A 24,521-nucleotide genomic window follows, 5' to 3' on the forward strand; every position below is an offset into this window, starting at 1 on the left:
CGCCCCACGAAGGATCGCGCCCGCCGGTCACAACGCTCGCGCCGCGCGACGGACCGCTGCCCCTGCCGGTGGCGGCCGCTCATCGCGCGCTCGCCGGGCCGGCGCGGGCGGCGGCGGTCGCGCGGCCGAGCGTGACGCCGAGGAACGTCACGCCGGCTCTCGACTCGACGTCCACCCGGACGACGCCCGCGCCCTGCTCCGTGCACGCGACCACCACGACCCGGTTGCGCGCCGCGGTCTCGCGCGCCCGGCCGCAGGGTTCCCACCCGTCGCGGACTGCCGTCGCCGCCGCGAGCGCCGCGAGGTCGGCTCCGGTCTGCGCGGTGCCACGCGCCGCCTGCGCCTGCGCGAGCCCGGCGAGCGCGAGCGCCAGCACGAGGACCGCCGCGACGACCCCGAGCACGAGCACCGTGCCTGCTCCGTGCTCGACGTCGAGGTGGACGGCCACCCCCGGCCTCGCACCTGGCCGGCCGTCGGTCTCGGTCCCGATCGCGGTCTCGATCCCGCTTCCGGCCCGAGTCTCGGCGCCAGACCTGGTCCCGGACCCGGTCTCGGTCTCGGTGCGCCGTCCCCGCGGAGGCCGCGCCGCGGTCACGGCTCCGCCCACGCGACGGCCGCGCCGCTCGCTCGCAACGGCGACCCGGCGAGCCACCCGCCCACGACGGGCGTCGTGACGCGCACCTCGACCCACGGGTCGCCGCGCAGCACGCCGACCGTCGCGCCGGCTCCGGCGACCCGGAGCGCGGTCGCGCGCACCGTCGCGTCGTCCTCACCGATGGCCACCGCCCGGGCGGCGGCCCTCGCCGCGTCGGCGGAGCGCATCTGGGCGCCCGCCGCCGCGGCGAGGGTGAGGACCACGACGAGCACCAGGACGACCGCCGGCAGGGCGACCGCGAGCTCGGCCGTGACCGCACCGCGCTCGCCGCCCTCACGGACCCGACCCCTCGGCCGGCGGCTCTCCGCCCCGGCGTCCCGTCGCACGGGCTCAGCCCAGCGAGAGCGCGCTGCGCACGATGCCGAGCAGCATCTCGCGCACCTCGCCGCTCTTCAGCACGACGATGAGCAGCCCGGCGAAGCCCGCCGCCGCGACCGTCGCGATGGCGTACTCCGCCGTCGCGAGACCCGCCTCGCCGTCCTGCCCCGTGCTCGTCCCCGTCAGGCGCGCGAACGCGCGTCGCGGCTGTCGTGTCATCTCCGGCTCCCCTCGTGTGGCCCGCGTCGTGCGGGCGGTCGGGGAGACCCTGCCGGGACCTGCACCCCTGCCGCACCCCACCGCGGGGCGTCGGTGGACGGGGCCCTCAAGACGACGACCTGTGCACGGCAGTGCGCGCTCCGCTCGCGTCGACGGGTCGAGCCACCAGCACTCCGTCGCGCGATCAGCACCCGGTCGACGGGTCGAGCCACTAGCACTCCGTCGCACGAACAGCACCCGGTCAACAGGTCGAGCCACCGGCACCCCGTCGCATGATCGGCACCCCGTCGACAGGTCGCGCGAGCAGCACCCCCGTCGACGGGTCGCGAGACCAGCCCCACCCAACCGGGGCGCGGTCAGCCCCAGGTGAGCGGGTCGAGCTCGAGGTGGAAGCGGAGCCTGCCCGGGTCGACCGGGGACCCGTAGCGCGGCGCGAGCGACTCCTCCAGGGCACGCGCGTGCTCCGGCCAGGTGTCCTGGGCGTTCGCCAGGAGGAGGGAGAGGTCGGCGTGCCTGTCGGCGACCCCGAGCCGCCCGACGTCGACGAACCCGCGGAGCTCCAGCGTCCCGGGGTCGAGCAGGACGTTGGGCAGGCACAGGTCGCCGTGGCAGACCACGAGGTCCGTCGCCTGCTGCTCCCGCCGCCACGGCAGCTCGGCGATGAGCTCCGCGAGGAGGTCCGCGGGGTCACGGGACTCCTGCTCCGGCCGCAGGAACTCCGGGTGCACGCGGCCGCCGTCGACCACGTCGCGGGCGAGGGCGACCATGGCGTCGAGGCTCCGGTCGAACGGGCAGTCGGCCACGGCGAGGTCGTGGAGGGTCCGCGCCGCCGCGAGGACGCTCGTCCAGGCGCGGTCGACCTGGTCGGGGCGGACCGTGTCGGCGGGCACGCCCGGCACCGTGCGCGTCACGAGGACGGCCTGCTCCCCCGTGTCCTCCCACACCAGCACCTCGGGGACGACGATCCCGCGCTCAGCCGCCCAGAGCGCGCGGTCCCGCTCGTCCGCCAGGTCGGCCGCCTGGTCCGGGCCCACGACCTTGGCGTGCCGTGCGCCGTCCGCGCTGACGAGCACGCGGGCCGAGGACTCGCCGCTCCCGACGTCCCGCCAGGCGTCGTCCCGGAGCGCAGCGGGCACACGGGAGACAGGGGACGGGTCCATGCGGCCACCGTAGCGACCCGACACCGACCTCGGCCCCGGCCCCGATAATCACACCGACGCCCGCCTCTGCCTCCGGACCTCCGACGCCTATCCGGAGAGCAGACCCGCCCCGAGGGAGACGAGGACGGGCAGCAGCCCGACGAGCACGAACGCGGGCAGGAAGCACGCACCGAGAGGGAGCACGAGGTGCACGGCGAGCCGTGCCGCGGCAGCCTTGGCCGCCCCGGTCCGGTCCTGGCGCGACGCCCCGGCCGCCGCCCGCAGCGACGACGCCGGAGCGGCGCCGTGCAGCCACGCGGGCCGCAGCGCGCGCTGCACGACCCCGAGCCGCGGCGGTGCACCCGCCCAGGCCCCGTCCCACGACGCCCCGAGGAGGAGCGCCGCGCCGGCGGCGCGCAGCCCCGCACCGTCGCGGCCACCGACGCACGACCCGACGACGTCGAGCGCTCGCGGGATCGCCGCCCCCGACCCGACGGCGGCCGCGAGGAGCTCGAGGAGCACCCCGGTCTCGATGCCGGGTTCGCGGTCGTCGCCCCGGCGCCGTCGGCCACTCGGGTTGCCGGCGGGATCGTCCGGCGCGGGCGCTGCCCGCCCGACGGCGACGGCGCGCCGTCCGGCCTCCGTGCGCGCGGACCACCACGGCGCCGCGCCCGCCAGGACGCAGAGCGCCACGAGGACGAGGGTCATCGGTGCTCTCCTTCTCGGGCGGGCCGCGCCGCGCGCCGCGCGGTCACCGGTCGTCCCCTGCGGTGCGCGCCCGCTCGACGAGCCGAGCTGACCACGTGCGGCCCGCGACGAGCAGCAGGACCCCGAGGAGCACGCCTGCCGTCCCGAGGCCGCCGTCGGTCGCCGTGCCGAGCGGGTCGGCGCCCAGCACGTAGCCGAGCAGCACCCCGACGACCGGGAGCCAGAGCAGCACGCGGGCGGTCGCGCGCGGTCCGGCGAGCGCCGCCTCCCGCTCGGCCCGCGCCTCGGCGTCCGCGGCCACGGACACGGCAACCTCGTCGAGCACGGTCGCCAGCGGCGCACCGAGCTCCGCGGCCAGCCGGCACGCCGCGACGAGGGCACGCGCCGTCGCCGGGCCGCCGACGTGCGGCGCGAGGTCCGCGACCCGCGGGACGCCCCCGCCGTCGACCCGGACCCCGACCGCACGACCCCACGCGACGCCCGGCGCGGCTCCGGACCGCAGGAGCGCGCCGACCTGCGTCACGACGACGCGCACGAGCTCGGGCACCGCCTGGGGTCGGGCCGGGCGGCGCAGGACGGACCACCGCACGCCGCGCGACGCCGACCGACCGACGACCTGGCGCGCCGACCGACCGCCCCGGGCCGTGGCGCACCAGACCGCGGTACCGACGAGCAGACCCACGAGGACCGTCATGCGCGCGCTCCCCCGCCGCGCACCGTCCGGGCCGCACCGGCGCGGAGGCTCCCGGCACGTCGTCGCGTCATGCGGACCACCGCCCCACGAGCTCGTCCCACGCCGGTCCCGCGACCGGCCCCGCCGCGCCCGGCGACCCGTCTCCCGTCGAACCGCCGCGCGGCGACCCGGCGCCCGGCGGCCCGCCTGCCGTCGACCCGCCGCCCAGCGAGCCACCGCCCGGTGACCCACCGCCCGGTGACCCACCGCCCGGCGGCACGACGGTCCCGTCCCACGACCCCGCGACGTCCACGCGCAGGGCGCCGCGCTCGTCCTGCCGCACGACGCCGAGCTGCGCGAGGACGCGCCGGGTCGTGCCCGCCGTGCGGACGCGGCGCAGGTGCAGTACGACGTCGAGCCCGCCCGCGGCCTGCGCGGCGACGGCGGCCCGGTCCATCCCCGCGAGCGCCGCGAGCGCCTCCAGCCGGGCGGGGACCACCTCGACGTCGTTGGCGTGGATCGTCGCGAGGCCGCCGTCGTGGCCCGTGTTGAGCGCCATGAGCACCTCGCGGACCTCCGGCCCGCGGCACTCGCCCAGCACGATGCGGTCGGGCCGCATGCGCAGCGCGGCGCGCACGAGGTCGGCGAGGTCCACGCCGCCCGCGCCTTCGACGTTGGGCCGCCTCGCGGTGAGCGGGACGACGTGGGGGTGGTCCGGGTCGAGCTCGCGCGCCTCCTCGACGCAGACGACCCGCTCGTCGGGCGGGACGAGCGCGAGGAGGGCGGCGAGGAGCGTCGTCTTGCCGGTGCCGGTGCCGCCGGAGACGAGGACGTTCGCGCGCCGCGCGACGAGGCCGCGCAGCACCGGCTCCCACGCGTGCGGGACGGTGCCGCCCGCGACGAGGTCGTCGAGCCGGAACGTCCGGGTCCGCAGGACGCGCAGCGAGACGACCGCCCCCGTCGCGCACACGGGCGCGACGACGGCGTGCAGGCGCGTCCCGTCCGGGAGGCGGGCGTCGACGACGCGTGACGCGTCGTCGAGCCGCTGCCCGCCCGCCGCGGCGAGGCGCACCGCGAGCGCCCGCACCGCCTCGGGGCCGCCGAGCGCGACCTCGACCCGTTCGAGGCCGGCGCCGCGGTCGACCCACACGTCGTCGGGCCCGTTGACGAGCACGTCCGTCACGCCGGGCTCGTCGAGGTACCGCTGGAGCGGCCCGGCCCCGAAGATCTCCGCGTGGGCCGTCCGGGTCAGCTCGCGCAGCGCGGTCGTGCCGAGCACCCGGCCCGACGCCCGCAGCGCGTCCGCGACGGCCGCGTCGCCGAGCACCTCGGTGGCGCCGCCCGGGTCGTCGCTCGACCGCACGAGGCGGTCTCGGACCCCGTCGAGCAGGGCGACGCGGCCGCGCTCGGCACGCGGCGGCTCCTCCCCGCGGCGCTGCGCCCCGTCCGCGACACCTCCGTCCCGACCACGCCCGCCGCGCGGCGCACGCGCCTCCCGCGCGCTCACCGGGCGGGCCCGAGGTAGCGCGCGGCGAGCTCGCGACCGGCCCGGACGACCGGCCCGCGCCCGACGCACGGCCCGTGCCCCCGCTCGACCGCCCCGGCGAGCGCGCGGTCCCACCCGGCGGTGGCGGCGACGTCCAGCCCGACGGCGGCGGCCACCTCGGGCGGCGAGAGCCGACCGGGCGCTGGGCCGCGCACGACGAGGGCGGCCCGGCCCGGCAGACGGTCGCGCACCGCGGCGGCGCCCGCGACCCCGGCGACGTCGAGCGGGGTCACGAGGAGCACCTCGTCGCAGGCCTCGAGCAGCGACGCCCCGGCCGCGCCCGCCCCGAGGGCCGCGCGGTCGGCGTCGAGCACGAGCACCCCGGACCTCGCCGCCGTGGCCTCGGCGAGCGCGGCGACGACGTCGGCGAGCGCCGCCTGATCCGGGCCCCCGCCGCGCTCGGTGCTGACGACCGGCACGGTGCCCCAGCGGGGCAGGCGCGCGAGGAGGTCGTCGCCGTCGATCCGGCCCCGCGCGTCGGCGAGGTCCGGCCAGCGCACGCCCGGGTCCTGCTCGACGCCGAGCAGGACGTCGAGGCCCCCGCCCAGGAGGGAGAGGTCGACCAGGCACGTCGGCGCGCGCCGCCGCGCGACCGCCCGGGCCAACGACGCGGCGACGACGCTCGCCCCCGCCCCGCCGCGCGCACCGACCACCGCCACGACCGCTCCGTCCATCGCGCTCCCCCGCCCTCCGTCGACCGGGGACCACCGTGGCCCCTGGGCGCGGGCCGCCGTCGGCCCGTCACCCGCCCTGGGGACGGGCCGGTCGGCGAGCGCTCCTGGGGACGGCCACGTTCCGCCGCTAGGCTCGCGACCGTGACCCCGCTCCCGGACCCGACGGACCCGCCGCGCGCCGGCCGGGTCGCCGCGTTCTTCGACCTGGACAAGACGATCATCGCGACGTCGTCGGCCGCGGCGTTCTCGCGGCCGTTCTTCGCGGGCGGGCTCATCAACCGCGGCGACGTGCTGCGCAGCGCGTACGCGCACTTCCTGTTCATGGTGGGCGGGGCCGACGCGGACCAGACGGAGCGCATGCGCGCGCACCTGTCGAACCTCGTGACCGGCTGGGACGTCGCGACCGTCTCCCGCATCGTCGAGGAGACGCTCCACGAGCACATCGACCCGGTCGTGTACGCGGAGGCGGTCGAGCTCATCGAGTCGCACCACGAGCACGGGCACGACGTCGTCATCGTCTCCGCCTCGGGCAGCGAGGTGGTGGAGCCCATCGCCGCGGTGCTCGGCGCCGACCACGCCATCTCGTCCCGGATGGCCGTCGAGGGCGGGCGCTACACCGGCGCGATCGACTTCTACGCGTACGGCGAGAACAAGGCCGTGGCCCTGCGCGAGCTCGCGGAGCGCGAGGGCTACGACCTCGCGGCGAGCTACGCGTACTCGGACTCGGTGACCGACGCGCCGATGCTGAGCGCCGTCGGCCACGCGTTCGTCGTCAACCCCGACCGGACGCTGCGTCGTCTCGCCGCCGAGCACGGGTGGGGCGCGCTGACGTTCTCGCGGCCCGTCGCCCTGCGCTCGCAGCTCGCCGCGCCGACGCCGGTGCTCGCCGCTGCGGGCCTCGTCGGGCTCGGCGTCGTCGGGTGGCTCGGGTGGCGGGCCTGGCGCCGCCGCTCGCGCGGCTGACCCTCTCCAGCGTCGCCGCCCGCGCGGCTGACCCGCGCGTCCGGCCCCCGCGGACGCCCGCCGAAGGGCCCGATCCGGACCTCCCGGACCAACCGCACCGGCGTGTTCGAACCCCGGTAGAACACAGTGTGGAAGAACCCCCGGAGCGCTTGCGCCCGCCGCCCCGGCGGGCTGTGATGGAGGGACAACAGCACCGCGGCGGTACCCACGCGCAGGGCAGTCCACCGAAGGACGCGCTGACCGGGGCGGACCAGGCCACGACGGCCCCGACCCGTTGCAGCGACTTGGAGCGAGCGCGCCTGTTCACCGCCGCCGCTGGCGACCACGGCGTCCGCGAGGGCGCCGTCGTCGTGTCAGGGCTCACGCGCCCCGTTCCCGCGTCGTGGCCCGCCGGCCGGGCGATACTGGGGCCCATGACGTCAGCGCCGAGTGTCTCCTCCTCCATCACCGCCCGCCTCCAGGTCGAGGCCCGCCCCACCGCCGTGAGCGAGCTGACGACGGCGATCGAGCACACCGGGGGCATCGTCACCGCCCTGGACGTGACGGCGTCGGGCCACGAGCGCATCACGGTCGACGTCACGGTCGCGACGCGCGGCGAGGAGCACGCCGGGCAGATCGTCGAGGCGCTGCGCGCGCTCCCGGGCGTCGTCGTGGACCGCGTCTCCGACCGCACGTTCCTGCTGCACCTGGGCGGCAAGCTGAAGATCGAGTCCAAGGTGCCGATCCGCAACCGCGACGACCTGTCGATGATCTACACGCCCGGCGTCGCGCGCGTGTGCGAGGCCATCGCCGCCAAGCCCGACGACGCCCGCCGCCTGACGATCAAGCGCAACACCATCGCGGTGGTCACCGACGGGTCGGCCGTGCTCGGGCTGGGCGACATCGGCCCCCTCGCGTCGCTGCCCGTCATGGAGGGCAAGGCCGCCCTGTTCAAGCGGTTCGCGGACATCGACGCGTTCCCCATCGCGCTCGACACGACCGACGTCGACGAGATCGTGCGGACGGTGAAGGCGATCGCGCCCGTGTTCGCGGGCATCAACCTCGAGGACATCTCGGCCCCCCGGTGCTTCGAGATCGAGGCGCGGCTGCGGGCCGAGCTCGACATCCCCGTGTTCCACGACGACCAGCACGGCACCGCCATCGTGGCGCTCGCCGCGCTGACCAACGCGCTCAAGGTCGTGGGCAAGCAGCTGCCCGACGTGCGCATCGTCCTCTCGGGCGCGGGCGCGGCCGGGACCGCGGTGCTCAAGCTGCTCCTCGCGGCGGGCGCGCACGACGTCGTCGTCGCGGACATCGAGGGCGTCGTGCACCCGGGCCGCCCGGGCCTGTCCCCGTCCCTCGCGTGGACCGCGGTCAACACGAACCCGCGGCGCGTCACCGGCACGCTGCGCGAGGCCGTCGTCGACGCGGACGTGTTCATCGGCGTCTCCGCGCCGGACGTCCTCACGGGCGACGACGTCGCGCGCATGGCCCCCGACGCCATCGTGTTCGCGATGGCGAACCCGCGGCCCGAGGTCGACCCGGTCGAGGCGGCGGAGCACGCGGCCATCGTCGGCACCGGGCGCTCCGACTTCGCGAACCAGATCAACAACGTGCTCGCGTTCCCGGGCGTGTTCCGCGGGCTGCTCGACGCGCGGTCGCACCGGATCACCGACGCGATGCTGCTCGCCGCCGCCCGCGCGCTCGCGTCCGCGATCCACGAGGACCAGCTCAACCCGACCTACATCATCCCGAGCGTGTTCAACCCCGAGGTGACGACGCTCGTCGCCGCGGCGGTCGAGCGCGCCGCGCGCGAGGACGGCGTCGCCGAGCCGCCCGCGCTGACCGGCGGCCTCCCGCGCGTCGCGACCACGACGTCCGCCCCGACCACCGCCTCGGAGGCCTGAGCGTGCAGCGCGTCACGACCCGCAACGCGGCGTTCCAGCAGTGGGAGGCCCTGCTCACCAACCGCACGAAGCGGCACCGGGCGGGCGAGATGGTCGTCCAGGGGGTCCGGCCCATCACGCTCGCCGTCGAGTCCGGGTGGACCGTGCGGACGTGGCTCGTCGACGCCGACCGGTCGCTGTCGTCGTGGGCCCACGCGATGCTCGACCGGGTCCGCGCGCAGCGGTTCGCCGTGTCGTCCGCGCTCCTGCGCGAGCTCGGCGGCAAGGAGGACGAGACGCCCGAGCTCCTCGCCGTCGTCGCGACGCCGCCCGACGACCTCGGCCGGATCGGCGGCGGCACGGTGGGCGCCGACTTCCTCGGCGTCGTGCTGGACCGGCCCACGAGCCCGGGCAACGTGGGGACGGTCGCGCGGTCGCTCGACGCGTTCGGCGGGGGCGGGCTCGTCGTCGCCGGGCACGCGGCCGACCCGTACGACCCGCGCGCCGTGCGCGCGAGCACCGGCTCGATCTTCTCCGTCCCGACGGTCCGCGTCCCCGCGGGGCGCGACGTCCTCGACTGGGTCGCCGCGCAGCGCTCCTCCGGGGTCCCGCTGACCCTGCTCGGGACCGACGAGCACGGCGACGTCGAGCTCGCCGCGCACGACCTCACGGGCCCGACGCTCGTCGTGACGGGCAACGAGACCACAGGCCTCAGCGCAGGCTGGCGCGAGGCGTGCGACGTCATGGTGAGCATCCCCATGCTCGGCTCGGCGAGCTCGCTCAACGCCGCGAGCGCGACGACGGTCGTGCTGTACGAGGCCGTGCGCCAGCGCCGGGCGCGCTGACGGCACCCACGGCGGCGGTCGGCGCACGCCCGACGGCGGGTGCGGCGTCCGAGGGGCGCCGCACTTGCCGTCGTCCCCGCGTCAGGACGAGCGCGGCGCCGTGCTGCCCGGAGCGCGGGTGATGTGGTGCACCGCCTGCGTGCGCAGGCCGGCCCCGTTGAACTCCTGGTAGATCTCCTTCGCCTCCTGCAGCGCCTGCTTGACCTGGTTCTTGTCGAGGTGAGCCGCGGTCAGCTGGTTCTGGTAGAGGTACAGGAACGTGTTGAAGTCGATCTTCGTCAGGTCCACCGTGGACTTGACCGCGACGAACGCGCTGATGCGCTCCATCTTCTCGTAGATGCCGCGGGCCGAGACGTTGAGGTACCACGCCTTGAGGTCCACCCGGACGATGGACAGGCCCTCGGTCACGACGTAGTACTCCTCCATCGTGCCCGTTGACGCCGACGCGCCGCCGAGGAACACGGTGAGGGCCTCGGAGATGAGGCCGCCCACCCCGTCGATGATGCTGTCCGCCGTCCCCGAGACGAACGACTTGAGCGACGACTTCACGGTGTCGGCGAGGTGCTCCGCCGACGTGGACGTGAAGGCGTGCACCTCCTTCTTGGACGCGAGGATGGACGTGATGGGCACGGTCGAGTTCGTGCCCCCCGCCCCGCGCAGCGACTCCTGGATCTTCGCCTCGAACAGCTCGGCCTTGGTCTCCCCGAGCCGGGCGAGCGACTCCACGACCTCGCGCTGCGTCTGCGCGAGCTCGTCGCTGTTGTCGAACTGCTTGACGATGTCTCTCACGAGCGACATGACTTCCTCCGATGACGTGTGGTGCGGTGTCGGAGCGCGGCGACGGCCCCGCCCCCCGTGGCGCGAGGTCAGAAGACGACCTGCGTGCCCTGCAGGTCGACCTGCCTGCTCAGCGCGTCCGGTCGCGGGTAGCGGGCGTCCGCCGGGACGGGCCGGTTGTAGCCGTAGACCCAGACGCCCTCGAGCGCCCGCTCCTCCTCGAGCGCGAGGGCGAGTCCCGCCGAGAAGTTGGAGACGTTCTCGGCGCACGCGTGCACGAGCACCGGGCCGACCGGCCCCGTCACCCGGGCGAGGAGCCGTGCGACCTGCCGCCGGTTCCACGCCCAGTCGTCGGCGCCGTTCCCCTCGTCGCCGATCTCCTCGTCGTTGCCGTGCGCGGACAGGCAGACCGGGCCCCGCGCCGTCGCGAGCGTCGCGACGAGCGCCCGTTCCGCCGCGGCCCGTGAGCCCTTCGGAAGCAGGACGACCTCGCCCCACGCGTCCGCCCCGTAACCGTGCCTCTCGACGGCCTCGCGGATGTCGTCGTCCTGTGTGCAGACCACCAGCATGTCGTGCCCCCTCTCGTGCGTCGGCGGGGCTGCGTCGCCCCGCCGTCGGCCCGGTGCCTTCGTCCCGGGTCCGTCGCCAGGATCCGCCGGCCGCGCACCGCCCCACATCGTCAGTTCTGACTATCTGCGGACGGGACGGCCGCCCCGCGCACGCGCCAGGGCGGCAGAGGCCGCGAGCTGCGACGAGACGCCGAGCTTGCCGAGGATCGAGCGGACGTGGGCGCGCACGGTCGCGACCGACAGCACGAGGGCAGCCGCGATCTCGGCCACCGACCGACCGCCCGCGAGGTGCTCCAGCACCTCGGTCTCCCGTCCTGTGAGCGACGCCACCGCCCGGCGGTCGCGCACGACCCCGACGAGCTGGTCCACCAGCAGCGCGTCGCCCGCGCGCACGTCCCCCGCGAGCATGCGGGCGACCGTCCGCACCTGGTCGCCGAACGGTCGCTCCGCGGCGACGACCAGGGCGCCGGCCCGCGCGGCGACGAGCAGCCGGTCCACCGCCACCGCGCCACCCACGACCACGACCGGGCCTGGGCGCCGCAGGACCGCGGGCAGCGGCGGGCCGGGGAGGGAGCCCGCGTCGTCGGCCACGAGCACGAGCCCGCGGCGGCCACCGGACCGCGGCCGGAGGGCGTCCTCGGGGACCGTGCGCGCCCCGCAGCGGCCGACGGCGCGCAGCCCGGCGGCCACGGCGACGGCGAGCACGCGGTCCCGGGACGCGACGTCGACACCGTCGTCCCGGCGTGCGGGCGCGGCAGGGCGCGACCGCGCGCCCCGCACCGCCGCGTACGCCAACCCGCCCCCTGTGCCTCGCCGTGAGGCCGCACGCTCCGCGAGGAACGTGAGCCCATGGTGGGGCACCACCCCCCGCGCGGCAACAGCGCGCCGGGGTGCCCGGCGGGCCGTCCGACGGCGTGATCCCCCGCCGTCCCGGGCGCTCGCCCGCTCCTTTGCGAGCACTCTCGCCGAATCCCGGACGGATGTGACCGCGCTCACCGCGGGAGGTCTACACTCGCCAGGTCGGGGCCCCGGTCGTGCGGCCGTCCGCCCCGTCGTACCGTCGTACCGTCACGCCGCCCCGGGCGGCCGCCGCGGTCGGCGGGACCGCACCAGAGTCGATGCGCACCGGAGGTCAGCGTGCCAGAGAACGAGCCCGAGGCCGCAGCAGCGGCCACCACGTCCAGCCTGGAGAACCTCCTCCACGAGACCCGGAGCTTCCCCCCGAGCCCCGAGTTCGCCGCGCAGGCGAACGCGCAGCCCGAGCTGTACGAGGAGGCGCGGGCCGACCGGCTCGCGTTCTGGGCGCGGCAGGCGAACGACCTCGTCACGTGGCAGACCCCGTTCACCGAGACCCTCGACTGGTCGCAGGCGCCCGTCGCGCGCTGGTTCGCCGACGGCACGCTCAACGCCGCGTACAACGCGGTGGACCGTCACGTCGAGGCAGGTCTGGGCGACCGGGTCGCGATCCACTTCGAGGGCGAGCCGGGCGACACCCGGACGGTCACGTACGCCGAGCTGCAGCGCGACGTCTCGCGCGCGGCCAACGCGCTCGCGGCCCTCGGCGTCGAGACGGGCGACCGCGTCGTCATCTACCTGCCGATGGTCGTCGAGGCCGTCGTGGCGATGCTCGCGTGCGCGCGCATCGGCGCCCCGCACTCGGTCGTGTTCGGCGGGTTCTCCGCCGACGCGCTGCGCAGCCGCATCGCCGACGCCGAGGCGAAGCTCGTCATCACGGCCGACGGCGGCTACCGCCGCGGCGCGGCCTCCGCGCTCAAGCCGGCGGTCGACGAGGCGCTCGCGCCGAAGGACGGCGCGGAGCCGACGACGGTCGAGCACGTCCTCGTCGTGCGCCGCACCGGCCAGGACACCGCGTGGACCGAGGGCCGCGACGTGTGGTGGCACGACGCGCTCGAGGCCGCCGACACGACGCACACCCCGGTGTGGGTCGAGGCGGAGCACCCGCTGTTCATCCTCTACACGTCGGGCACCACCGGGAAGCCCAAGGGCATCCTCCACACCACGGGCGGCTACCTCACGCAGGCCGCATACACGCACCGCAACGTGTTCGACCTCAAGGCCGACACCGACGTCTACTGGTGCACCGCCGACATCGGCTGGGTCACGGGCCACTCGTACGTCGTCTACGGCCCGCTCCTCAACGGCGCGACGCAGGTGATCTACGAGGGCACCCCGGACTCCCCGCACCAGGGCCGCTGGTGGGAGATCGTCGAGAAGTACCGGGTCTCGATCCTCTACACCGCGCCGACGGCGATCCGCGCGTGCATGAAGTGGGGCGAGGAGATCCCCGCGAAGTTCGACCTGTCGTCGCTGCGCGTGCTCGGGTCGGTGGGCGAGCCCATCAACCCCGAGGCCTGGATGTGGTACCGCCGCGTCATCGGCGGCGACCGCACGCCCATCGTCGACACGTGGTGGCAGACGGAGACGGGCGCGATCATGATCTCGCCGCTGCCGGGCGTCACGGCGGCCAAGCCGGGCTCCGCCCAGGTGCCCCTGCCGGGCATCGTGGCGGACGTCGTCGACGACGAGGCGCGCTCCGTACCGAACGGCGGCGGTGGGTACCTCGTGCTGTCCGAGCCGTGGCCGTCGATGCTTCGCGGCATCTGGGGCGACCTCGAGCGCTTCAAGGACACGTACTGGTCGCGCTTCCCGGGCATCTACTTCGCGGGCGACGGCGCCAAGAAGGACGAGGACGGCGACATCTGGCTGCTCGGCCGGGTCGACGACGTCATGAACGTCTCGGGGCACCGCCTGTCCACCACGGAGATCGAGTCGGCGCTGGTCTCCCACGAGATCGTCGCGGAGGCCGCGGTCGTCGGCGCGAGCGACGACCTCACGGGCCAGGCCGTCGTCGCGTTCGTCATCCTGCGCGGCGAGCACGCCGGCCGAGCGTCCGACGCCGACGGCGCGGCGGCCGTGCAGACCGAGCTGCGCAACCACGTCGCGAAGGAGATCGGCCCGATCGCCAAGCCGAAGCGCATCCTCGTCGTGCCCGAGCTCCCGAAGACGCGGTCCGGCAAGATCATGCGCCGCCTCCTGCGCGACGTCGCGGAGAACCGGACGGTGGGCGACGCCACGACCCTCGCGGACTCGTCGGTGATGGAGCTCATCTCGGCAGGTCTGCAGAAGCCGTCGTCCTCGGACGACTGACGCGCCGCTCGTCGACCACGGGGTCGGTGCCCTCATCCGCGCGATGACGGCACCGGCCCCGTTCTCGTGCGCCGACCGCCCGGCCGGTGCGCACCGCGATATGCCCGTGCCCGGCGTCCCCACGACGGCGTAGCGTCGAGGCGTGCCCCGCGTCCCCGCGGCCGACGGCCGCGCCCTCCTCGTCGAGCAGCTCGACCTGCGCAGCGACTGCTCCCGCTGCACGGGCCTGTGCTGCGTGGGGCTGCACCTCGTGCGATCCGCCGACTTCGCGATCGACAAGCCCGCCGGCACGCCCTGCCCCAACCTGCGCACCGACTTCGGCTGCGGCATCCACGCCCGGCTGCCCGAGTCCGGTTTTCCCGGCTGCGTCGCCTACGACTGCCTGGGCGCGGGCCAGCGCGTGACGGCCGCCGTCCGGGCGGCGCACGACGGCGCGACCTGGCGCGACGACCCCGCCGCCGCGCGCGACGCGTTCGCCGCCCTGCCCGTCGTCACGCAGCTCCAGGAGCTGCTCTGGTACCTCGCGGAGGTGCTCGCGCTCCCCGCGGCCGCCGCCGTGCACGACGACGCCCGGCAGGCGCTCGACCGCACCGCACCCCTGGCGGACCTCGCCGCGGCGGACCTGCTCGCGCTCGACGTCGGCGCCGTCCGTCGCACCGTCGGCCCGCTGGTCGACCGGGCGAGCGCGCTCGTGCGCGACGCGGCGCGCGGCGCGACGCGCGACACCTGGCAGGCGCGCGACCGCCGGCACCGGGACGGCCGCCGCGGCGCCGCGTCGCCGCACGGCACCGCCCGCGCAGCGGTCCCGCCCGATGCCCCGCCGGCACTCCGGGCTCCGGGCGCGGGGGTGCGACGTCGGCTGCGGCCGGGGGCGGACCTCGTCGGCGCGGACCTCCGCGGGCTGGACCTCACGGCGTCGGACCTGCGGGGCGCGCTGCTCCTCGGTGCCGACCTGCGCGGGGCCCGGCTCGACGCCGTCGACCTGCTCGGCGCCGACCTGCGGGGCGCGGACGCGCGCGGCACCGACCTCTCCCGGGCGCTGTTCCTCACCCCGGCGCAGGTCGGCGCCGTCCGCCGGGACGAGCGCACGGCGCTCCCGGCCGTGCTCGCCTGACCCTGCCCGCAGCCGCCCACCCCGCGACATCGGCACCCGCAGACCGGATCGGCGGTCGCGACCACCGATCCCACCCCCGGGTGCCGATCTCGGCGGCCGTCGTCAGCGGAGCGCAGCCCGCCGCGCGAGCGGAGCCGCCACGACCGCGCACACGACGACGAGCGCCGCCGCACCCCACGCGAGCGCGCCGTACGACGAGAACCCGATGATCGCGCCCGCGAGGATGCCGCCGACGGCGCCGCCCGTGTTCATCGCGAGGTCCGACAGGCCCTGCACGGCGGTGCGCGACGGCCCCGGCGTCGCGTCCACGAGCAGCGCCGACCCGGCGACGAGCCCGCACGACCACCCGAGCCCCAGCAGCACCAGGCCGACCGTGAGGCGCGCGGAGTCCTCGCCCGGCGCGCCCGCCACGACGACCGCCGCCGCGAGGAGCAGCGCGCCTCCGGCGTACAGCACGCGCGCGTGCCCGAGCCGGTCCGCGAGCCACCCGACGACCGGGCTCAGCGCGTACATGCCCGCGATGTGGGCGCTGATCACGAGACCCACGACCTGGAGCGTCGCGCCGCCGTGGTTCATGTGGACCGGGGTCATGGACATGAGGCCGACCATGACGAGGTGGCTCAGCACGATCGCGCCGAGCGCGAGGCGCGCCGTCGGGCTGGCCGCGACGACGGCCCAGCCGGCGCGCAGGCCGTCGCGCCACGACGCCGGGCCCGGCGCTCCGCCCGCGCCCGGCGCACCCCCGTCACCACCCGCCGCACCGGAGGCCGCCGCACCCGAACCCGTCGCGCCGGAACCCTCCGCGCCGGACCCCGCCGCGCCCGCCCCCGACGGCGCGCGCGACGCGAGCAGCGGGTCCGGGCGCAGCCACACCGCGACGACGGTCGCCGCGAGGGCGAACGCGAGCGTCGCGAGCACGAACGGGGCCGCGCTCGGCGCGGTGCTCCCCGCGGTGCTCCCGTGCTCGGCGTGCGCGTCCCCGAGGCGCAGGGCGGGCCCGGCGACCCGGTCGGCGACGCCCGCGAGCGTCGGCCCGACGACGGACCCGACGGTCGTCGCCCAGACCACCACGGACAGGTCGCGGGCCCGGCGCTGCGGCGTCGCGAGATCCGTCGCGGCGAAGCGGGAGGCGAGACCGGCGGCCGTGCCGGAGCCGAAGAGCAGCATCGCCACGACGAGCAGCGGCCACGAGCCCAGCAGGACGGCGACCGTCGCGAGGACGGCGCCGCCCGTCGCGAGGCCGAAGCCGAGCAGGAGCGAAGGCCGCCGACCGCGTCGGCCCGCGACCTGGGCGAGCGGCAGCGCGACGAGCGCCGCGCCGACGACGCCCGAGGTCGAGGTGAGCCCCGCGATGGCGTCGGACCCGGACAGCGCCGACGCCACGAGGGGTGCGACGGCGATGCCGCTCGCGACCCCGACGCCGGACAGCACCTGGGTCGCGGCGAGGGTCGTCAGGGTGCGGCGCTGCGTCGGGAGGGCGGGCGCGTCGACCACGGTCGGGGCGGGCTCGCGCGCGGGGTGCGGGTCGGGGGCCGGGGAGGACTCGGTGCTCACGGGTGCACGCTAGGGCTCCGCGGCGGGCGCTGACGAGCCCTCACACCGCCACCGGTCGCCGAGATCCTGCCGCGGGGCTGCTGCCGGGCTGTCGGCCGAGCGCCCGCAGCACGCCGCGCGCCGCCTCGCGCCCCGCCCGGTTGGCCCCGATCGTCGAGGCGCTCGGCCCGTAGCCGACGAGCTGGACGCGCGGGTCGCTCGACGCGGTCGTGCCGTCGAGCACGATCCCGCCGCCGGGCGCGCGCAGGCCGAGGGGTGCGAGGTGGTCGAGCGCGGCCCGGAACCCGGTGGCCCAGAGGATCACGTCGGCGGGCTGGTGCAGGAGCCCGTCGTCGTTCGCGCCGGGAGCCCACTCGACGCCGGTCGCCGTGACGCGCGCGAACATCGGCCGACGCCGCAGCACCCCGTTCGCGATCCCCGCGCGGTACCGGGGCGTGAGCGGCAGCCCCGTGACCGAGACGACGCTCCCGGGCGGCAGGCCCGCGGCCGTGCGCTCCGCGACACGCGCGACGGCGGCCCGGCCGAGCTCGGGCGAGAACTCCTCCTCGACCCACACGGGCTCGCGGCGCGTCACCCACGTCGTGCCCGACGCGTGCGGCGCGATCTGGAGCAGGAGCTGCGTCGCCGACGCCCCGCCGCCGACGACCACCACGTGCTGCCCCGCGAAGTCCTCGGCGGCGCGGAAGTCGTGCGTGTGGAGCTGGCGCCCGCGGAACGTCTCCATCCCGGGGTAGCGCGGCCAGAACGGGCGGGTCCACGTGCCGGTCGCGTTGACGACCGTGCGCGTGCGGACGACGCCGTCGCGCGCGTCCGGCCCGGCGCCGACCGTCGCGCGGACCCGCAGGAGCGTGGGGTCGCCGGGGTCGTCGCGCACGTCGTGCACCGTGACGGGCCGCACCACGCGCAGGTCGTTCTCGCGCTCGTACGCCGCGTAGTAGCGCGGGACGGCGACGTTCGCGCGCTCGTCCGGGTCGCCGGCCGGGAGCGGGACGCCCGGGAGGTCGTGCACGGCGTGCGTCTCGGCCATCGTCAGCGCGTCCCAGCGGTCCTGCCACGCGCCGCCCGGGCCGCGACCGCCGTCGAGCACGACCGGGTCGAGCCCGGCGCGCCGCAGGTGGTACGCCGCCGACAGCCCGGCCTGGCCCGCACCGACGACCACGACGTCGTGCACGACTCCGCCCGGACCGAGCGGGTCCGTGCCCGCCGTGCCCGGTGCCGCCGTCTCTCCCCCGTGGGTCCGCTCGCTCACGCCGACCACAACGACCCGCCCTGACGGAACCTTCCCGCGCCGAGCACGGGGTTGCCGTCGTTCTGGCGCTCTGGACGACGGCAACCCCGTGGTGGAGGGCGACCGACCCCGTGCTCGGCGTTCGGTCGTGCGCGGGCGCGGGGGCAAGATGGACCGGTGGAGACTGCGATCCTCTGGCACACCGGGCCGCTCATCGACGACGTCGAGATCGCGCAGGTCCACGACCTCGCCGCGGCGGCTGAGCGGGAGGACGGCGTGGCTCCCCTCTCCGAGCAGCCGCTGCTCAACCTGCGGGAGGCGACCGACGACGTCGTGCACCTCCTGACGTGGCGCGGGGGCGAGCTCGCGGGCTACGCCCAGGTGGACAAGCGCGGGGACGCACCGAGCGCGGAGCTCGTCGTGCGCCCGGCGCACCGCGGCCACGGCCTCGGGTTCCACCTCCTGGGCAGCGCCGCGGACCGCGCCGTCGAGCCGCGCCCGTCCGAGCGCACCGCGGACGAGCGCGCCACGGACGAGCACGGCCCGGTCGCGGCCGGCACGGACGGCGCGCCCTCCCCCGGCAGGGACGTCCCGCCGCTGCGCGTGTGGGCCCACGGCGACCTGCCCGCGGCGCAGGCCCTCGCCGCGCGGGCGGGGTACGGCGTCGTGCGGGAGCTGCTGGTGCTCGAGCGCCCGCTGGGCGGCCCGGCGGAGCACCCGCGCCCCGCCGTCCCGGCGGGTCTGCGGCTGCGCGCGTTCGTGCCCGGGGACGACGACGCGGCGTGGGTCCGGGCCAACGCGCTCGCGTTCGCGCACCACCCGGAGCAGGGGCGGCTCACGGCCGACGACCTGCGTGCGCGGATGCGCGAGGACTGGTTCGACGCCGCGGGCCTCCTGCTCCTCGAGCGCGACCCGGCGCCCGGCGACGGCGCGCCCGAGCTCGTCGGGTTCGTGTGGACCAAGATCCCGACGGGCCAGCCGGACGCCGCGCGCGAGGGCGAGATCTACGTCGTCGGCGTGGTCCCGTCCGCCCAGGGCGAGGGGCTCGGGCGGCTGCTGACCGCCGTCGGGCTCGCGCACCTCGCGGAGCGCGGGGCACGCGCGGCGGTGCTGTACGTGGACGGCGACAATGTGCCGGCGGTGCGGACCTACGAGCGGGCGGGGTTCGTGCGGCGCGCCGTGCACGTGCAGTACGCCCGGCCCGCCCGCTGACCCCCGCACCGGCCGAACGGTGACCCGCGTCACGCACCGTTCATCAACTGGTGCCACCATGAACCCATGACCGACACGTCCACGCAGCGCACCCTCGACCCGGACCTCGCCGCGCACATCGCGGAGCACATCGCCGAGGAACCCGAGATCGAACCGGTCGGTGCGGAGCTCGACCTCGGTCCGCTGCCCGACGACCGGTTCGCCGACCGCGAGCTCAGCTGGCTCGCGTTCAACCAGCGCGTGCTCGAGCTCGCGGAGGACCCGAGCCAGCCGCTCCTGGAGCGCGTGCGGTTCCTCGCGATCTTCGCGTCGAACCTGGACGAGTTCTTCATGGTCCGGGTCGCCGGCCTCAAGCGCCGCATGGCGACGGGCATCGCGGTCACGGCCGCCTCCGGGCTGTCGCCGCGCCAGGTGCTCGACGCGATCAGCGAGCGCGCGCACGAGCTCATGGACCGCCACGCGCGGGTCTTCGCCGACGACGTCCAGCCGGCGCTCGCCGCCGAGGGCATCACGCTCGTCCACTGGGACGAGCTGGAGACGCGCGAGCAGGAGCGCCTGCACAAGTTCTTCCGCAAGCAGATCTTCCCCGTGCTCACGCCGCTCGCCGTCGACCCGGCGCACCCGTTCCCGTACATCTCGGGGCTCTCGCTCAACCTCGCGGTCGTGGTGGCGAACCCGACGACCGGCAAGGAGCACTTCGCGCGCGTCAAGGTGCCGCCGCTGCTGCCCCGGTTCATCGCCGTGGACGCGCGCGGCCGCCCGAGCGCGCCGACGTCGCAGACGGCGTCGCCCGACCGCGGGCCGACGTCGTTCGTGCCGATCGAGGAGGTCATCGCGCAGCACCTCGACCACCTCTTCCCCGGCATGGAGGTGCGCGAGCACCACCTGTTCCGCGTCACGCGCAACGAGGACGTCGAGGTCGAGGAGGACGACGCGGAGAACCTGCTCCAGGCGATGGAGAAGGAGCTGCTGCGCCGCCGGTTCGGCCCGCCCGTGCGCCTCGAGCTCACGCCGGGCATCAGCCCGCGCATCCGCGCGCTGCTCGTGCGCGAGCTCGGTGTCGTCGAGGAGGAGGTGTACGAGATCCCGCTGCCGCTCGACCTCACGGGCCTCAACCTCATCGCCGACCTCGACCGTGCGGACCTGCACTTCCCGCCGTTCGTCCCGACGACGCACCGCCTCCTCGCCGAGGTCGAGAGCTCGTCCCCGACGGACGTGTTCGCCGCGATCCGCGAGCGCGACGTCCTGCTGCACCACCCGTACGACTCGTTCTCGACGTCGGTGCAGACGTTCCTCGAGCAGGCGGCGGCCGACCCGGCGGTGCTCGCGATCAAGCAGACGCTGTACCGGACGTCGGGCGACTCGCCGATCGTCGACGCGCTCATCGACGCGGCCGAGGCGGGCAAGCAGGTGCTCGCGCTCGTCGAGATCAAGGCCCGGTTCGACGAGCAGGCCAACATCTCGTGGGCGCGCAAGCTCGAGCAGGCGGGCGTGCACGTCGTGTACGGGATCGTCGGGCTCAAGACGCACTGCAAGCTCTCGCTCGTCGTGCGCCAGGAGTCGGACGGCCTGCGCCGCTACTGCCACGTCGGCACGGGGAACTACCACCCGAAGACGGCCCGCCTGTACACCGACCACGGCCTGCTCACGTGCGACCCCGACGTCGGACAGGACCTCACGCGACTGTTCAACCAGCTCTCCGGGTACGCGCCGCAGTCGCGGTTCCACCGCCTGCTCGTCGCGCCCCGCACCGTCCGCTCCGGCCTCGTCGAGCGGATCGACCGCGAGGCGGTCGCCGCGCGCGAGGGCCACGAGGCGTGGGTCAAGATCAAGGTCAACTCCGTCGTCGACGAGACGACGCTGGACGCGCTCTACCGCGCGTCGCAGGCGGGCGTGAAGGTCGACCTCGTGGTGCGGGGCATCTGCGCCGTCCGCCCGGGCGTGCCCGGGCTGAGCGAGAACATCCGCGTGCGCTCGATCCTCGGCCGGTTCCTCGAGCACTCGCGCATCTACGCGTTCGCCAACTCCGCGGGACCCGCCATCGGCGAGGGCCCGGAGAGCGGCCCGGAGGTGTTCATCGGGTCGGCCGACCTCATGCACCGCAACCTCGACCGCCGCGTCGAGGCGCTCGTGCGGATCACCGACCCCGACCAGGTCATGGAGCTGCTCGACCTGCTCGACGCGTCGATGTCCGAGCGCACGGCGTCGTGGCACCTCGACGCCGACGGCACGTGGCACCGCCCCGACACCGCACCCGACGGCTCCCCGCTCGTCGACCTGCAGGCCAGCCTCGTCCAGCGACAGCGCCGCCGGCTCGTCGGGAGGCGGTAGCGGATGGGAGTGCCCTCCTCCGCGCTGCGCGGCGGCGTGCCCCTCGTGGACACGCTCGGCCCGACGCACGTGTCGCACGCGCCCGTCATCGAGTCGGCCGGTGCCCTCGTGTGGCGCGTGCGCGACGACGAGCTGCAGGTGCGCCTCGTCCACCGGCCGCGCTACGACGACTGGTCGTGGCCCAAGGGCAAGCTCGACCCGGGCGAGACGTTCCAGGCGGCCGCGGCGCGCGAGGTCGCCGAGGAGACGGGCAAGCCGGTCGTGCTGGGCGTCCCGTTGCCCGGCCTGCAGTACCTCACGCCCGAGGGCCGCGTGAAGCGCGTGCACTACTGGGCCGCGCGCCGCGCGTCGGGCCGGTCCGACGCCGGCGCGCTCGCCGCGCGCGCCCCCGTCCCGCCGGTGTCGCCCCAGGAGATCGACCGCGCCGCGTGGCTCTCCGCGGACGACGCCGCGCGGCGCCTCACGCGGCAGGCCGACCGGGCGCCGCTCGAGGCGCTCGTGCGCGAGCGCGACGAGGGCCGCCTCGCGACGCACGTCGTCGTCATCGCGCGCCACGGCAAGGCCGTGGCACGGTCGGCGTGGCACGGCGACGAGCAGGACCGTCCGCTCACGCCCGCGGGCCACGCCCAGGGGGTCGCGCTCGTGCCGGTGCTCGCGGCCTACGGCGTCGAGACGATCGTCACGAGCCGCTGGGACCGCTGCGCCCAGACGATCGCGCCCTACGCGACCGCCTCGGGGCTCGCCCCGGTCAGCATCGACCACCTCACCGAGGCGCAGCACGAGCGGTCCCCCGCGCGCGTCGCGCGGACGGTCCGGGAGCTGCTCGAGGCGGAGCGGTCGTCGGTGCTGTGCACGCACCGGCCCGTACTGCCCACGGTGCTCGACGTCCTCGGCCAGCACTCGCGGCGCCCGGTCGCGAACGCCCTGCCCGCGCACGACCCGTTCCTCGAGCCCGGCGAGATGATCGTGGCCCACGTGGCGCGCACACCGAAGGGCCCACGCGTCGTCGCGGCGGAGAAGGTCGCCCCGCCGCTGCACTGAGACCCGCACCGGCGTCCCCGCGCCGCGACGTCCGGACGCACGACGACGCCCCGCCGGCGGCCGCGAGGCCTCCGACGGGGCGCCGTCGTCGTGCGAGGGGACCGGCGTCGCCGGTGCCCTGGGGTCAGAGCAGGATGGGGCTGAGGATCCAGTAGACGACGGCCGCGACGAGCGCGGCGGCAGGGATCGTCAGGACCCACGCGGCGCCGATGTTCTTGGCGACGCCCCAGCGCACCGCGGACAGGCGCTTGGTCGCGCCGACGCCCATGATCGCCGAGGTGATGGTGTGGGTCGTCGAGACGGGCGCGTGGAAGATGAACGCGTTGGCGTAGAGCACGACGGCGGACACGGACTCGGCGACGAAGCCGCGCGCCGGGTCGAGCTCGATGATCTTGCGGCCGAGCGTGCGCATGATGCGCCAGCCGCCCGCGTAGGTGCCGAGCGAGATCGCCGTCGCGGCCGACAGCTTGACCCACAGCGGGATCGTGTTGTCGTCCTGGAACCCGCCCGCCACGAGGGCGAGCACGATGACGCCCATCGTCTTCTGCGCGTCCTGCAGACCGTGGCCCAGCGCCATCGCGGCGGCGGAGGCCGTCTGCGCGATCCGGAACCGGCGGAACGCCCGGGCGGGCGCCGCGTTCCGGAACACCCACAGCAGCAGGACCATGAGCGCGAACGCGAGGCCGAAGCCGATCAGCGGCGAGAAGATCATGGGGAGCACGACCTTGTCGAGGATCGCGTCCCAGTGCACCGTGATCCCGGACGCGAGGCCGACGCCCGCGAGGCCGCCGATGATCGCGTGCGTCGACGACGACGGCAGGCCCAGCCACCACGTGATGAGGTTCCACGTGATCGCGCCGACCAGCCCGCACAGGACGATGACAAGACCCTGGTGGGGTGGCACGTCGCCGACGGCGACGATGTCCTCCGCGATGGTCTGCGCCACGGCCGTGCCGAGCAGCGCGCCGATGAGGTTGAACACCGCCGCCATGAGGAGCGCCGCGCGCGGTGTGAGGGCCCGGGTCGACACCGAGGTCGCGATGGCGTTCGCGGCGTCGTGGAACCCGTTCGTGTAGTCGAACGCCAGGGCGAAGGCCACGACGACGACGACGAGCACTGCCTCCACGGGGCTCAGGACTCCTTGAGGGCGATGGTCTCGACCGTGTTGGCGACCTTCTCGAAGGCGTCGGCCGCCTGCTCGAGGACCTCCACGATCTCCTTGAGCTTCATGAGGAGGACCGGGTCGGACACGTCGTCGAAGAGCTCGGCGAGCAGCTTGCGGTGGACCTTGTCCGCCTGGTTCTCCAGGCGGTTGACCTCGACCCAGTACTCGGGGAGGTCGTCCATCGAGCGCAGGCGCGGCATCGCCTCGGCCGTGAGCTCCGACGCCCGCTGGAGCACCTGGACCTGCTCGGACACGCGGGCCGGGAGCTCGTCGACCTTGTAGAGGACGATGAGGTCGGCCGCCTCCTCCATGTAGTCCATGCAGTCGTCGAGCGCCGACGCGAGGGCGTAGATGTCGTCCCGGTCGAACGGCGTGACGAACGTCTGGTTGAGGCGTCGCATGATCGAGTGCGTCGCGTCGTCCGCGAGGTGCTCGGTCTCGCTCAGCTGCTTCGCGAGCTGCTTGCGCGTGGGGCGGTCCGCCCCCAGCAGCTCCGCGAGGAGCGTGGACCCTGTGACCAGGTGCTGCGCCGAGGCGGCGAGGAGGTCGAAGAACGAGGTGTCGCGCGGTGTCAGGCGCAGGCGCACGGGGGGCTCCGGAAGGGACGCGGGGTAGGGGTCTGAGCTGGCGTCGGCCGCGGGGGCCGCTCGACCGCCGGGAGGACCGGACGGCCGGGGTGGTCACGATCTCTGGTCGGATGATCTCTCGGTGAACGCACGTCGAACTCTCGTCAAATGTAGCCGACGCGCGGAGCGAT

23 protein-coding genes are annotated in these 24,521 nt (G+C 75.9%); 8 read left to right on the plus strand and 15 right to left on the minus strand.

The window, feature by feature from the left end; genetic code table 11:
* Window positions 1-79: 79 nt before the first annotated feature.
* From B8281_RS00295 to ssd, 8 genes are all read right to left on the minus strand, one after another.
* The gene (locus B8281_RS00295; protein ID WP_157446504.1) at window positions 80-448 is read right to left on the minus strand and encodes an Rv3654c family TadE-like protein; all 369 of its coding nucleotides are present in this window, start codon (window positions 446-448) and stop codon (window positions 80-82) included.
* A gap of 143 nt (window positions 449-591) precedes the next feature.
* The gene (locus tag B8281_RS00300; protein ID WP_043655698.1) at window positions 592-981 is read right to left on the minus strand and encodes a TadE family type IV pilus minor pilin; all 390 of its coding nucleotides are present in this window, start codon (window positions 979-981) and stop codon (window positions 592-594) included.
* 4 nt (window positions 982-985) lie between these two features.
* On the minus strand, window positions 986-1,192 hold the full coding sequence (locus B8281_RS00305; protein WP_043655695.1) for a DUF4244 domain-containing protein: 207 nt from the start codon (window positions 1,190-1,192) through the stop codon (window positions 986-988).
* A 356-nt stretch (window positions 1,193-1,548) separates the two neighbouring features.
* Complete coding sequence (locus tag B8281_RS00310) at window positions 1,549-2,352, minus strand: aminoglycoside 3'-phosphotransferase (RefSeq protein ID WP_085386546.1); 804 nt, start codon at window positions 2,350-2,352, stop codon at window positions 1,549-1,551.
* 87 nt (window positions 2,353-2,439) lie between these two features.
* A complete protein-coding gene (locus tag B8281_RS00315) occupies window positions 2,440-3,039 on the minus strand; it encodes a type II secretion system F family protein (protein WP_085386547.1) in 600 nt (199 codons plus the stop codon).
* A gap of 43 nt (window positions 3,040-3,082) precedes the next feature.
* Window positions 3,083-3,733: a hypothetical protein gene (locus B8281_RS00320; RefSeq protein ID WP_043660460.1), complete on the minus strand. Its 651-nt coding sequence runs from the start codon at window positions 3,731-3,733 to the stop codon at window positions 3,083-3,085.
* A 67-nt stretch (window positions 3,734-3,800) separates the two neighbouring features.
* The gene (locus B8281_RS00325) at window positions 3,801-5,075 is read right to left on the minus strand and encodes a TadA family conjugal transfer-associated ATPase (protein WP_232322823.1); all 1,275 of its coding nucleotides are present in this window, start codon (window positions 5,073-5,075) and stop codon (window positions 3,801-3,803) included.
* Window positions 5,076-5,215: 140 nt separating this feature from the next.
* On the minus strand, window positions 5,216-5,932 hold the full coding sequence (gene ssd / locus B8281_RS19020) for a septum site-determining protein Ssd (RefSeq protein WP_137279703.1): 717 nt from the start codon (window positions 5,930-5,932) through the stop codon (window positions 5,216-5,218).
* 141 nt (window positions 5,933-6,073) lie between these two features.
* Here ssd and B8281_RS00330 point away from each other — a divergent pair, with 141 nt between their 5' ends.
* The 3 genes from B8281_RS00330 (at window position 6,074) to B8281_RS00340 (ending at window position 9,605) form a co-directional block, all read left to right on the plus strand.
* A complete protein-coding gene (locus tag B8281_RS00330; protein ID WP_043659260.1) occupies window positions 6,074-6,895 on the plus strand; it encodes an HAD family phosphatase in 822 nt (273 codons plus the stop codon).
* A gap of 413 nt (window positions 6,896-7,308) precedes the next feature.
* Window positions 7,309-8,781, plus strand: a complete 1,473-nt coding sequence (locus B8281_RS00335) for an NAD-dependent malic enzyme (RefSeq protein WP_081600310.1) — start codon at window positions 7,309-7,311, stop codon at window positions 8,779-8,781.
* A 2-nt stretch (window positions 8,782-8,783) separates the two neighbouring features.
* Complete coding sequence (locus B8281_RS00340; RefSeq protein WP_369824921.1) at window positions 8,784-9,605, plus strand: TrmH family RNA methyltransferase; 822 nt, start codon at window positions 8,784-8,786, stop codon at window positions 9,603-9,605.
* Between the two features lie 81 nt (window positions 9,606-9,686).
* On the opposite strand, the gene B8281_RS00345 is transcribed toward B8281_RS00340, so the two are convergent.
* The 3 genes from B8281_RS00345 to B8281_RS00355 form a co-directional block, all read right to left on the minus strand.
* Window positions 9,687-10,403, minus strand: a complete 717-nt coding sequence (locus B8281_RS00345) for a hypothetical protein (RefSeq protein ID WP_085386548.1) — start codon at window positions 10,401-10,403, stop codon at window positions 9,687-9,689.
* 68 nt (window positions 10,404-10,471) lie between these two features.
* The gene (locus tag B8281_RS00350; RefSeq protein WP_085386549.1) at window positions 10,472-10,945 is read right to left on the minus strand and encodes a hypothetical protein; all 474 of its coding nucleotides are present in this window, start codon (window positions 10,943-10,945) and stop codon (window positions 10,472-10,474) included.
* 126 nt (window positions 10,946-11,071) lie between these two features.
* Complete coding sequence (locus B8281_RS00355; RefSeq protein ID WP_085386550.1) at window positions 11,072-11,746, minus strand: response regulator transcription factor; 675 nt, start codon at window positions 11,744-11,746, stop codon at window positions 11,072-11,074.
* A 342-nt stretch (window positions 11,747-12,088) separates the two neighbouring features.
* On the opposite strand from B8281_RS00355, the gene acs reads away from it, so the two are divergent.
* Both acs and B8281_RS00365 read left to right on the plus strand, forming a co-directional pair.
* Window positions 12,089-14,119, plus strand: coding sequence for an acetate--CoA ligase (gene acs, locus B8281_RS00360; protein WP_085386551.1), 2,031 nt, complete (start codon window positions 12,089-12,091; stop codon window positions 14,117-14,119).
* Between the two features lie 142 nt (window positions 14,120-14,261).
* Window positions 14,262-15,233, plus strand: a complete 972-nt coding sequence (locus B8281_RS00365) for a pentapeptide repeat-containing protein (protein ID WP_085386552.1) — start codon at window positions 14,262-14,264, stop codon at window positions 15,231-15,233.
* A 102-nt stretch (window positions 15,234-15,335) separates the two neighbouring features.
* Here the strand turns inward: B8281_RS00365 and B8281_RS00370 are convergent, their stop codons facing one another.
* Both B8281_RS00370 and B8281_RS00375 read right to left on the minus strand, forming a co-directional pair.
* Window positions 15,336-16,787, minus strand: coding sequence for an MFS transporter (locus B8281_RS00370; protein WP_085386553.1), 1,452 nt, complete (start codon window positions 16,785-16,787; stop codon window positions 15,336-15,338).
* Between the two features lie 40 nt (window positions 16,788-16,827).
* Window positions 16,828-17,958: an FAD-dependent oxidoreductase gene (locus B8281_RS00375; protein ID WP_085388529.1), complete on the minus strand. Its 1,131-nt coding sequence runs from the start codon at window positions 17,956-17,958 to the stop codon at window positions 16,828-16,830.
* Window positions 17,959-18,192: 234 nt separating this feature from the next.
* Here B8281_RS00375 and mshD point away from each other — a divergent pair, with 234 nt between their 5' ends.
* From mshD to B8281_RS00390, 3 genes are all read left to right on the plus strand, one after another.
* The gene (gene mshD / locus B8281_RS00380; RefSeq protein ID WP_157446505.1) at window positions 18,193-19,227 is read left to right on the plus strand and encodes a mycothiol synthase; all 1,035 of its coding nucleotides are present in this window, start codon (window positions 18,193-18,195) and stop codon (window positions 19,225-19,227) included.
* A 66-nt stretch (window positions 19,228-19,293) separates the two neighbouring features.
* Complete coding sequence (locus tag B8281_RS00385; RefSeq protein ID WP_085386554.1) at window positions 19,294-21,558, plus strand: RNA degradosome polyphosphate kinase; 2,265 nt, start codon at window positions 19,294-19,296, stop codon at window positions 21,556-21,558.
* A 3-nt stretch (window positions 21,559-21,561) separates the two neighbouring features.
* On the plus strand, window positions 21,562-22,599 hold the full coding sequence (locus tag B8281_RS00390) for an NUDIX domain-containing protein (protein ID WP_081600034.1): 1,038 nt from the start codon (window positions 21,562-21,564) through the stop codon (window positions 22,597-22,599).
* 124 nt (window positions 22,600-22,723) lie between these two features.
* On the opposite strand, the gene B8281_RS00395 is transcribed toward B8281_RS00390, so the two are convergent.
* Both B8281_RS00395 and B8281_RS00400 read right to left on the minus strand, forming a co-directional pair.
* Complete coding sequence (locus tag B8281_RS00395) at window positions 22,724-23,725, minus strand: inorganic phosphate transporter (RefSeq protein ID WP_021482998.1); 1,002 nt, start codon at window positions 23,723-23,725, stop codon at window positions 22,724-22,726.
* 5 nt (window positions 23,726-23,730) lie between these two features.
* Window positions 23,731-24,351 carry a DUF47 domain-containing protein gene (locus B8281_RS00400; RefSeq protein WP_021482999.1) on the minus strand — a complete coding sequence of 207 codons (621 nt, stop codon included), beginning with the start codon at window positions 24,349-24,351 and terminating at the stop codon, window positions 23,731-23,733.
* Between the last annotated feature and the right edge of the window lie 170 nt (window positions 24,352-24,521).

It is taken from the genome of Cellulosimicrobium sp. TH-20 (assembly GCF_002105775.1).
Classification (GTDB): Bacteria; Actinomycetota; Actinomycetes; order Actinomycetales; family Cellulomonadaceae; genus Cellulosimicrobium; species Cellulosimicrobium funkei.